General features: G+C 44.5%; 12 protein-coding genes. 9 read left to right on the top strand and 3 right to left on the bottom strand.

What is annotated here, in order from left to right; translation table 11 throughout:
• The first annotated feature begins 311 nt into the window (after positions 1–311).
• Positions 312–635: a BON domain-containing protein gene (locus QZV86_RS12290; protein ID WP_295628594.1), complete on the top strand. Its 324-nt coding sequence runs from the start codon at positions 312–314 to the stop codon at positions 633–635.
• Positions 636–789: 154 nt separating this feature from the next.
• Here QZV86_RS12290 and QZV86_RS12285 read toward each other — a convergent pair whose 3' ends face one another.
• On the bottom strand, positions 790–1,170 hold the full coding sequence (locus QZV86_RS12285; protein WP_295628591.1) for a DoxX family protein: 381 nt from the start codon (positions 1,168–1,170) through the stop codon (positions 790–792).
• A gap of 29 nt (positions 1,171–1,199) precedes the next feature.
• Positions 1,200–2,066 carry a pirin family protein gene (locus tag QZV86_RS12280; protein ID WP_295628588.1) on the bottom strand — a complete coding sequence of 289 codons (867 nt, stop codon included), beginning with the start codon at positions 2,064–2,066 and terminating at the stop codon, positions 1,200–1,202.
• A 126-nt stretch (positions 2,067–2,192) separates the two neighbouring features.
• Here QZV86_RS12280 and QZV86_RS12275 point away from each other — a divergent pair, with 126 nt between their 5' ends.
• From QZV86_RS12275 to QZV86_RS12245, 7 genes are all read left to right on the top strand, one after another.
• Positions 2,193–3,140, top strand: coding sequence for a LysR family transcriptional regulator (locus QZV86_RS12275; protein ID WP_295628585.1), 948 nt, complete (start codon positions 2,193–2,195; stop codon positions 3,138–3,140).
• Between the two features lie 106 nt (positions 3,141–3,246).
• Entirely contained in the window at positions 3,247–3,450 is a 204-nt protein-coding gene (gene thiS, locus QZV86_RS12270) for a sulfur carrier protein ThiS (RefSeq protein WP_295628582.1), read from the top strand.
• Positions 3,451–3,491: 41 nt separating this feature from the next.
• Positions 3,492–4,316: a thiazole synthase gene (locus QZV86_RS12265; RefSeq protein WP_295628579.1), complete on the top strand. Its 825-nt coding sequence runs from the start codon at positions 3,492–3,494 to the stop codon at positions 4,314–4,316.
• A 32-nt stretch (positions 4,317–4,348) separates the two neighbouring features.
• Complete coding sequence (trmB, locus tag QZV86_RS12260) at positions 4,349–5,014, top strand: tRNA (guanosine(46)-N7)-methyltransferase TrmB (protein WP_295628576.1); 666 nt, start codon at positions 4,349–4,351, stop codon at positions 5,012–5,014.
• A 205-nt stretch (positions 5,015–5,219) separates the two neighbouring features.
• The gene (locus QZV86_RS12255) at positions 5,220–6,119 is read left to right on the top strand and encodes an efflux RND transporter periplasmic adaptor subunit (RefSeq protein ID WP_295628573.1); all 900 of its coding nucleotides are present in this window, start codon (positions 5,220–5,222) and stop codon (positions 6,117–6,119) included.
• On the top strand, positions 6,116–7,285 hold the full coding sequence (gene devC, locus QZV86_RS12250) for an ABC transporter permease DevC (RefSeq protein WP_295628570.1): 1,170 nt from the start codon (positions 6,116–6,118) through the stop codon (positions 7,283–7,285). The genes QZV86_RS12255 and devC overlap by 4 nt, the downstream gene beginning before the upstream one ends.
• A complete protein-coding gene (locus QZV86_RS12245; RefSeq protein WP_295628568.1) occupies positions 7,285–7,956 on the top strand; it encodes an ATP-binding cassette domain-containing protein in 672 nt (223 codons plus the stop codon). Before devC ends, QZV86_RS12245 begins: the two co-directional genes overlap by 1 nt.
• A gap of 152 nt (positions 7,957–8,108) precedes the next feature.
• On the opposite strand, the gene QZV86_RS12240 is transcribed toward QZV86_RS12245, so the two are convergent.
• Positions 8,109–9,356, bottom strand: a complete 1,248-nt coding sequence (locus QZV86_RS12240) for a D-alanyl-D-alanine carboxypeptidase (protein ID WP_295628565.1) — start codon at positions 9,354–9,356, stop codon at positions 8,109–8,111.
• A 548-nt stretch (positions 9,357–9,904) separates the two neighbouring features.
• Between QZV86_RS12240 and QZV86_RS12235 the strand changes: the two genes are divergently transcribed.
• Positions 9,905–10,870 (top strand): methyltransferase domain-containing protein, encoded by a 966-nt coding sequence (locus tag QZV86_RS12235; protein ID WP_295628562.1) that lies wholly within the window; start codon positions 9,905–9,907, stop codon positions 10,868–10,870.
• Positions 10,871–10,922 lie beyond the last annotated feature (52 nt).

The following is a 10,922-nucleotide window of genomic DNA, read 5'->3' as shown; positions in this document are numbered from 1 at the left end:
GCATGAATTCCAATATTTATAGGGTCTCCAAGCGTTTTGCAGGACTGACTAAATATCATCATCGTCTGTGCGCCACCGTACAAAATTGGAGTATGATTAATACAATATTATTGGGAGCTGGGTTTAACTACGTCAGTAAGTGGGCTAGCGCACATTCACAATAAACAATTCCTGCAATAATTTAACTACGATTGTTAAGTAAAATTAAGAAAAGCTTAAGAAATCGTTTAGTTAGGATATCCATTAAAGCGTTTGAATTTAAAATGCCTGGGGGTATTTGTCTTTGTTAATTTATTTAGGAGAGTTTTATCATGACACAACTCAACAACCGCTTCTTGACTTTTATTTTATCTATTCTGATGGTTTTTTTCTTAAGCGCTAACTCCGCTCATGCAGGTGAAGCCGCAAGTGAAGCCGGAGAATATATTGATGACACCGTCATTACAGCAAAAGTCAAAGCGGAAATTTTTAATGAACCCACACTAAAGACCTTTGAAATCAGTGTCGAGACTACGAAAAGTGTTGTTAATCTGAGTGGTTCAGTCAGCAGCCAAGCCGACATCGACCGAGCAGTTGAGATTACACGCAGGGTTAGTGGCGTGACCGCCGTTGAGAACAATATGAGCGTTAAATAAGTAATTACTGCATTGACTAACCGTCAATGCAGTAAGACCAAATTCGTCAGTGCGCGGCTTTAAATTCATCATATTAGAGCCTAGCAGTCGCTTTCTTCCTAAAAAACTACCTTAGTGGATCACGAAAACCCTTTTTTGAAATAGCGCCCATCATCTATGATTTAATTCGACGACTATCAACACTATACGCACCTGCGCCATGAACCACCAGCAACATGAGTCCGCCAGTTATAGCAATGTTCTTCATAAACATGATCATCTGGATTTGATCGGAAATGTTATTGTGAAAAATTACCGCAGCCACGAGAGTAAACGCAGCCAATATCATCGATGCCAGCTTGGTTTGCCAGCCCAGCACAATGGCTAATCCACCCAATACTTCAAGAGCTATCACCAGCGGCAATAACATGCCCGGTACCCCCATCGCATCCATATAACCTTGCGTGCCTTCGTATCCACTGATCTTGAGAAGGCCAGAAATCAAAAAGATCTGCCCAAGGAATATTCGCGCAACCAATTGACTGATTCTATTCATTTGTATCTCCTTATAATTGATTAATGATTTTACTGATCGCGCTTGATCCAGGCACGATCACGCACAAAATTATTCGTTTGAAAATCTCGCATTGCCTGATCAATTTGCTCACGGGTATTCATCACAAATGGGCCATATCGGGCAATCGGCTCATGAATCGGTTTACCGCTGATGACGATCAATCGCGCCTCTTTTTTCCCCGCGGCAAAGTTGAATGAATGGTCATCAGGATCCAGAATAACAAGGGAGTGCAGCGGTACAATTTGTTCATTGAGTTTCCCGTCTCCTTCAAATACATAGAGCAAACTATTATTGCCGGTTGGCAAGTGATGCTGAAAACGCTTTCCAGGTTTTACTTGTACGTCAAAATAAGTCACCTCGGTGAGGTTATCCATAATCGGCGCTTGTGTATCGGCAAAGCGGCCGATCAAAACTTTCAACGTATAATCTGGAGTCTGCACGACAGGAAAAGCTTCTGCGGAATATTCCTGATATTCAGGATGATCCATTTTGTTGGCTGCGGGCAGGTTGATCCACAATTGAAATCCGCGCAATAAGCCATTTTCCTGCTTTGGCATTTCGGAATGAATAACGCCACTGGCAGCTTTCATCCACTGAGCAGTACCGGGTCCCAAGTCACCACTATTGCCCATACTATCCTGGTGTACCATATGACCATTAATAATATACGTAAATGTAGTGAACCCGCGATGCGGATGAGCCGGAAATCCGGCACTATAATCATCCGGATTATTACTGCTAATATGATCCAGGAGCAGGAACGGATCGTAATCGCGTAGCACTGGAGTGCCGATCGTACGGTATACGGTAACACCGGCACCTTCCGGCACGGCCACTGCTGGGATTACTCGTGAAGAATTCACTATTGCATCCATTATTTTCTCCTTTTCGGTAAAAATTGTTAGGTCATAGCTCAGGGAGCATTATCATCGTTGCGGCAATAAGAATAAATAGCCATAATTAGAAATTACTGTTCCTATATCAGCAACAATCAATTAAAAATGGATCGATTTGAAAATATGAATGCGTTTGTGCGCGTTGTTGAAGCCGGCAGCATTAGCGCTGCTGCAGACCGCATGGATGTGGCAAAATCAATGGTTAGTCGACGTTTGAAAGAGCTCGAACAACACCTCGGCGTGGAATTGTTTCATCGCACAACGCGGCAAATGAATTTGACCGATAGCGGGCGTGCTTTTTATCAACAATCCGTGCGTATACTTGCCGACATCCTCGAAGCCGAACATGCCACTTCGCAATTTCACGGCGCTTTAAGAGGCAGCCTAAAAATCGCACTGCCGCTGAGTTTTGGGTTGATGCACTTGGGACCTGCCATCAGCGAGTTTATGCAAGCCCATCCGGAAATCACATTTGATTTAGATTTTAATGATCGACAGGTCGATATATTGACCGAAGGCTTTGATCTGGCTATTCGCATTGCCAGCTTATCAGACTCCAGTCTGATCGCGCGCCGTCTTGCCCCTATTCAAGCCATTATGTGCGCGAGTCCGGCTTATCTCGAACACATGGGTGAACCACAATCGCCGGAAGAACTTATTAGTCACCGATGTCTGGTTTACAACTTGATCAGTAATTTTGAAAACTGGAACTTGTACGATATCCAAGGTCAGCTGATCAAAACCAAAATAATGCCCTACTTAAAAGCCAGCAATGGTGAATTTCTTCGCGATGCCGCTGTTGATGGCTTGGGTATCATACTAATGCCCACATTTATCGTGCATAGAGAAATTGAAAGCGGTGCGTTGAAACCACTACTGACTGAGTACAAACCTTCATCACTCGCCGCCTATGCTATTTATCCGCAAACTCGCCACCTTTCTCAGCGAGTTAGAGCGTTTGTAGAATTTCTAATCAAGCGATTTGAAGGATCGCCCTATTGGGATTTATGTTTGAAAAATTTAAACAACGCATCTGAAAATTCTATTAAGTAAGACCTATAATTTACCCAGATTATTTATTCTTGCGTGATAAAATTAATACCAACAAGAAAATCGATTACTTCAGCTCAATACACTAATCAATCACAGCTCATCTTCAATGATACAACTCACCATTAATGGACAACCGCAACAATTTGAATCACCGATTAACGTAATGCAGCTAGTCGACCATCTTGCATTGCACAATAAACGCATTGCTATTGAGCGCAATGGCGAAATTATTCCACGCAGCCAATTTTCGGAACAACTGCTGGTTCATGGGGATCAGTTGGAAGTAGTTGTGGCTGTCGGTGGCGGTTAGACATCATTTTTACAAATAACCTTTGATAAAAAAAGAATTTCATGGATAACTTAGTTATTGCCGGTAAAACGTACACTTCCCGCTTGCTGGTCGGCACGGGGAAATACAAAGACTTCAACGAAACACGCGCAGCCGTTGAAACCAGCGGCGCAGAAATCATCACGGTCGCGATCCGACGCACGAATATCGGGCAAAATGCTAACGAACCGAATCTGCTGGAAGTTCTGCCCCCCTCCCAATACACTTTATTACCCAACACTGCGGGCTGTTATACCCTTGATGATGCAGTGCGTACACTGCGTCTGGCGCGTGAATTACTGGATGGTCACAGCCTGGTCAAGCTGGAGGTTCTGGGTGATCCGAAAACACTGTATCCGAACATGGTGGAAACTCTCAAAGCCGCAGAAATCCTGATCAAGGAAGATTTCCAAGTGATGGTGTATACCTCGGATGATCCGATCATTGCCAAACAATTGGAAGACATGGGTTGCGTCGCCGTGATGCCGCTGGCTTCATTAATTGGCTCCGGCATGGGCATTCTGAATCCATGGAATCTGCAGATTATCATCGACAATGCCAAAATCCCGGTGTTGGTCGATGCGGGTGTCGGCACAGCATCCGATGCCACGATTGCGATGGAACTGGGTTGCGATGGCGTACTGATGAACACAGCCATTGCCGCAGCCCAAAACCCGATATTAATGGCATCCGCCATGCGCAAAGCTGTTGAAGCCGGACGTGAAGCTTATCTGGCCGGACGCATGGCAAAGAAACTCTACAGCGCCAGCCCCAGCTCGCCCACGGAAGGCATCATCGCTCAAACAGAAAAAATCACAAAAAGATCGGCAAGCAACAAGCCCCGCTAATCTAGGGCCTGCTGCCGCCAAGCCATCAGCCTATGCAACAAACTATTCGCAGCTTTGTTCTTCGTCAAGGACGCCTATCCAATGCACAACGTCGGGCATGTGAAACATTGCTGCCGCGGTATGGCATCCCATTCAGCGAAAATTTATTGAATCTGAATCATATTTTTGGCCGCCAATCGCCTAAAATTTTGGAAATTGGATTCGGCATGGGAGAAAGCACCGCAACAATTGCACAGGCGCATCCTGAAAATGATTATCTCGGCATTGAAGTGCATACGCCTGGTGTAGGTAGCCTGCTGAATCAAATCGAACAACTCGAATTACCGAATTTGCGCATTATTCAACATGATGCTGTAGAAGTTTTGCAACACATGTTAACGACTGAATGCCTAGATGGCATTCACATCTTTTTTCCCGATCCCTGGCCAAAAGCCAGGCACCATAAGCGCAGACTAATCCAGCCTGCTCTGGTCTCCCGCCTAAGTGCGCATTTGAAATCAGGAGGCTATATTCATGTAGCCACCGATTGGGAAGATTACGCCGTACAAATTCTGCACGTTTTGAACCAGGAACCACAGCTCATCAATACCGCAACTGATTATGCGCCACGCCCGGAATACCGGCCACTGACTAAGTTCGAACAAAGAGGGCTGAAACTCGGGCATGGCGTTTGGGATTTGATATTTCTGAAAAGCTGAATGCCCTATTGCAGCATTCAGTAGAACATATTCTATGCGATTTTTGTTCTGAGGCAGAAAGTTAACCCACGAAAATATGCCTTAGCATCAGCTACAATAGATGCTTACCAAAATAGCAATTCTGCCTATGTTCTATGACTATGTACATGCGGCATGGCAAAACCAATGAAAATCACCATCTAATATTTTTATCTGAGAAATATTCATGGTCTCTAAAACCAGTTCTTCACTTTTCAGCATGGGCATATTCGCTGTTATGTGCTCCAGCGTATTTGGTGAGATGTCCTGTCGGTTAGATGCACAACAGGGAATTGGTGCATTGGGCCGAATAGAACCGTATTCCCGTGTAATAAAAGTGTCTCATAATGCGGGACCCGAAGGAACACGTGTGGAACGACTGTTTTTTCAGGAAACCAATTCAGCCAAAGCAGGAGAGAAATTAGCCATTCTCTCGGAACACGTTAAGAGAAAAGCTGAAGTTGAAGCAGCTAAAATGCGGATCAAGGTATTCGAAGCGCAACGAGATCTGGAGCAGATCAGATTAGCTTTCAACAAAAGAGAACATGTGCGTCATCAATCACTTGAATTAAGCTCTGCGGTCAGTATCTCTCTTGCGGATGCTAAACAACTGGCATTTGAACAATCTGCGGCGAACCTTAAACGATTGTCGGCTGAAATTACGCGTGCGCAATCTGAACTGAATGTCGCTCAAGCAGAACTGGAAAATACGTTGATCTACGCACCGATTACTGGCACGATTATGAAAATATTCACCCGGCCTGGTGAGCGAATCGGTGATAACGGACTGTTGGAAATGGCAGATTTATCCCAGCTTGATGTGGTTGCAGAAGTCTATGAATCAGAGTTGCTGCAAGTGAAAATAGGTCAGCAAGGATGTATCACTGCTACCGGTTTCAAGCGGAGTTACAGCGCACGAGTCAGGGAACTGGGTTTCCAAGTCAGGAAGAATGATTTGAACGATACCGACCCATTGGCAGATCGAGACAATCGCATTATCGAAGTGCGGCTTACTTTAGAGCCGGAAGCGGCAGCTGACTTACGGCACCAAATTTTTCGCCAAGTTAAGGTGCGGATAACTCCGTGAACCGGTTTGGCTGGCTGTATTTTCCCGCACGCCTGGCTTGGCGGCAGCTTGTTTTTGATCGAACTAAACTGGTAGCGGCTATTTGCGGTGTATTGTTTGCTTGCGTACTGGTGTTCATGCAACTGGGATTCAAAGATACGTTATACGCCAGCGCAGCTTCTGCTCCATTAAAACTGGATGGCGATTTGTTTTTGATGCACAAGCAAAGCGAAGCCATGTGGCGCCCCATTCAATTTAAACGCAGTGAACTTATGCGTGTACTGGGAAACCCTGCGGTTGCTGAAGCTTATCCTTTGTATTTGGGACTCGCGCCGCTTAAAAATATTCAAACTCAGGCTAAGCGAACCTTGATGGTCTATGGCTTTGATCCGGATTCCCTGATGTTCAATGTTGATTCGGCCAGAAACAAGCATATCGAATTAAGACTAAAAGATACGGTACTATTCGACGAATACTCGCGCCCTGAATTCGGGCCGGTCCGTCAGTTGCTGGAAGCGGGCCGGAATATGACAGAAATCAATGACTATAAAGTCACTATCATCGGATTGTTCCAGCTGGGCGTGTCTTTTGCCGCCGATGGTAACGTGGTAACCAGCGACTTGAATTTCATGCGTATTTTCCCCAGAAGAAATCTCGATGATATCGATATGGGAATGATTAGGCTAAATCCTGGAGCATCGGTCGAACATGTACAAGCCGAGCTTAAAAGCTATCTCAATGAATTCGTCAATGTGTTTACTTATGAAGAATTGTTGCGTCACGAGAAGGATTACTGGGCCAATACGGCGCCGATAGGATTCATTTTTGGTTTTGGTACCGTTATGGGCTGGGTCGTTGGCTTGGTCATTGTTTATCAGATTCTTTTTACCGACATTGCCAATCATCGCAATGAATTCGCCACATTGAAAGCCATGGGATACGAACAGGGTTATTTTGTCCGTGTGGTATTTGCTTCAGCATCCTTTCTGGCGGTGTTGGGATTTATTCCCGGTTATCTGCTTTCTCTGGGATTATACAACTTGGCGGAATCACAAATGTACATGCCTATGCCGATGCTTATCAGTAAAGTCATCACCGTGTTTATGTTTATCCTTTCCATGTGCTTTATGGCTGGGTTACTCGCCATACGCAAGTTAAAAGACGCCGATCCAGCCGACATGTTCTGATGTCAAACGTGATTGAAGTTGATCATCTAAATTTTAGTTTTGGTAGTGGTACTTTAACGCAGCCGGTGCTAAAGGACGTGACAATTTCGCTTGAAGAAGGTGAAATAGTTCTGATAACCGGGCCTTCCGGTTCGGGCAAAACAACCTTTCTTACCATTATCGGCGGTCTACGTCAGGCTTTACACGGTAGCGTGAAGGTGCTGGGGCACCAGTTTATTAACAGCAATGAACAGATTAAAGTAAAAACTCGCCAACAGATTGGCTATATTTTCCAGCAGCATAATTTGCTTAAATCCCTTACTGCGTTGCAAAACGTCTGCATGACCTTAGAGATTAACACCACGATGACTGAACAGCAAAGATATGATCGAGCCGCAGAAATGCTGATCGCCGTGGGACTTGGCGATCGGCTGAATTACAAACCAGATCAGCTTTCCGGCGGGCAGCGACAGCGCGTTTCCATCGCCAGAGCACTGGTCGGACAACCTAAAATCATCTTGGCTGATGAACCCACAGCTTCCTTGGATAAGCAAAGCGGTTACGAAGCCGTCAGTCTCCTGAAGTGCTTAGCCAAGGAATCACAAACTACCATTTTGTTGGTAACGCATGATTATCGTATTCTGGATATTGCTGATCGAGTGGTCGAATTAGAAGATGGGATGATTAAGTAGAAGGAAAGTTACCAATTATCCTTAACGACTCATTCATAACGGTCTAGACTTAAAATAGTCTTCCTAATAATACAGAAGGTGATACTAATGCGCTGATTGATTTAAGCTTGTCATTTCGACTGATTTGATTAGAGTTACGATTTACTACCCGGTTAGGATCGCACCACCAAGCATCCGATTCCTTGTCGCGTTAAACTTTGGCACGCGCTACGCGCTTGTTCTTCCTGCAATCCTACTAGTCTTGCCCGATACAGTCTGCGGTTACTGATTTCCACTTCGGATACCGTTATTTCGCCGGGTATCCAGCGAGCAACCGCTTGAGCATGCGCACGAGCTCGATCGGGTTCATGATAAGAACCAACTTGCACAGCCCAATCGCCATTCGTCTGCAATGCAACTTTCTGTGGTTGCGCCGGTTGTGCGCTGGCTACCGGTGGGAAAACATAGTGCTTAACGATAGGTTCAGGCACTTTCTGTTGCTCTGGGTATGGCTTCAATGCAGGAGTAGGCGCATTCACTTTTGCGACTGTGACCGCTACCTCACTGATATTTCTGTTATTTTTCGCCACCTGGGTTACGTGGTTTCCTTGATTAAAACTGCGGTCGATCAACCGCGCCATGTGTTGATCGCGAGTAGCGGCAGTGTTTCCTCCCATCACCACGGCAACTACACGACGATTGCCACGTCTGGCAGAAGTGGCCACATTAAATCCAGATGCGCGGATAAAACCAGTTTTCAAGCCATCCACACCTGCGGTGTTTCGCACCATACGATTGTGACTGTTATAAGTGATACCTTTATAGCTGAATGATTGTGTGGAAAAATAATGATAATATTTAGGAAAGTCCTTCATCAGCCGGGTTGAGAGGGTCACCATATCTCGCGCTGTAGTTTTCTGCTCACTATTAGGTAATCCGGAAGCATTGCGGAATGTGGTTGCACGCATACCCAATTTACGTGCCTTATCGGTCATCATACGGCCAAAATTGGCTTCAGTTTTGCCAAGTGCCTCCGCGACTACTGTCGCCACATCGTTGGCCGAACGCACTATCAACGCAGGAATTGCTTCACGCACACTAATGCTATCCCCTGCGCGGAGTCCAATATTAGTTTGTGGCATTCCCGCTGCATGAGTTGATACTGGCATGCGCGTATCCACTGTCATCTTGCGTTGTTCCATTGCTTCAAACAGCATGTAAAGCGTCATCATTTTTGTCAAAGAAGCCGGATAACGACTCGCATCAGCACTGGATTCATGCAGCACCGCACCCGTATCAGCATCAATGACGATAGATGAATAACGAGGATTAGCCAGTGCAGAACCTGACAGAATTAGCAACAACAAAAATACACCAAGAACATACATCCCTGCAGTAATATCGCGTTTCAAAGTCAACATAAAATCACCCTTTTTGGATTGATGGCGACCAACATGCAATGATATTTTCTTCACTTTTTGTATTTCTCATCAGTTTTCTCATCATTTCTGTAGTTATATTTACAATCGTCAATGCTTATATAGGTAACAGAAAAATAAGTTCAGTTATTTTTCTTAATATATTCGTATTGTAAAGTTATTTTTCTTTCTCAAAGTGAACAATAAATAGCATATTTCCCCCTTATCTACAAAGCATTTTAACAATCCAGATTACACTGAACAAAATATAATCTCACGACTACAAGTCTTATTTCCTGTTTTCTGGTGACTCTCGAGAATATGAAATTTTAAATAATCGCAATTAATCACGTGCTTTCCTATTTCTCCAGAAACAAAAGCTCTATCGCAAACGGCAAAATTTGCCGGTCTTGCTGTTTAAACGATATAAAAAAACAAATAAAAAGACTCCTCTGCAGTCAGCATATAGCTTGAAATAGATTGGCATGATCATTGCTATCATTTTCCGGCAACTCATTATCAATCGATAACGCTAAAATTCAGGAATCTTTATGCAAAATAAATTTGAGAGCTTGGAACTCGGCCAATTCATTCCATTGCATTACCATCATAATATGCTGAACGACAATATCCGAATGAAAGGCTTCAAAGAGGCGATTAATTTGGTAGTCAAACCCGGCGCAAAGGTTCTGGAGCTTGGTGGCGGAACTGGCGTGCAATCCTTTTTTGCTGCTCAAAAAGCACAGAAGGTCTTTTGCGTAGAACGCAATCCGGAACTGGCAGATGCTGCCCGCAGCCTTCTTGCGCAAAACACAAACGGAGACAAAGTTGAGGTGATCCAGGCTGATGCGCTGCATTACTTGCCGCCGGAACCTGTCGATGTCGTTATCTGCGAAATGCTGCATACGGGCTTATTACGCGAAAAACAGATGCCTGTAATTGACTCATTTAAAAAACGTTACTTAAAAAAATTTGGTGGCCCATTACCTATCTTCGTGCCAGAGGCTAGTATTCAGGCTATCCAACCGATAGAACAAAACTTCCATTTCGAAGGTTTCAACGCACCCACGATATTATTTCAAGATCCCTGCGCAATACAGAAAAGAAGCAAAAGCCTCGCAGACCCTAAAGTATTTCAATTGCTGGTTTATGCTGAACCATTTGATCAAACTTGTCATTGGGATGGAGAGATCGCCCTTGCTCAGAATGGTCAACTCAATGCGTTACGGCTCATTACTAAAAATATACTGGCCATTAATATGCTTACGGGCAGCACCATCGATTGGCATACTCAATACATCATTCTTCCATTACCCAAACCACTTTCGGTATCCGCTGGCGACCAGATTTCTATTCGTTTCCGTTATCAGGGTGGAGCTCCTCTGAATGCGTTGTCGAATTCACTGGAAATTAGCCTGATAAGTAAGCAGACCCCGGTTTCACAATTAGCGCTCGAAGCTTTAAATTATTCACCAGATTTTCAGTCAACTATTTCCAGTCAAGCCGGTGGCTTATAATTAGAGCTTACTCAGAAATTCAGCAATCAGATATGCACTGCTAAATAAGAAT

Source organism: uncultured Nitrosomonas sp., from assembly GCF_902826915.1.
Classification (GTDB): Bacteria; Pseudomonadota; Gammaproteobacteria; order Burkholderiales; family Nitrosomonadaceae; genus Nitrosomonas.
Note: the sequence above shows the minus strand (reverse complement) of the source record. Positions and strands in the feature narration are given on the sequence as shown.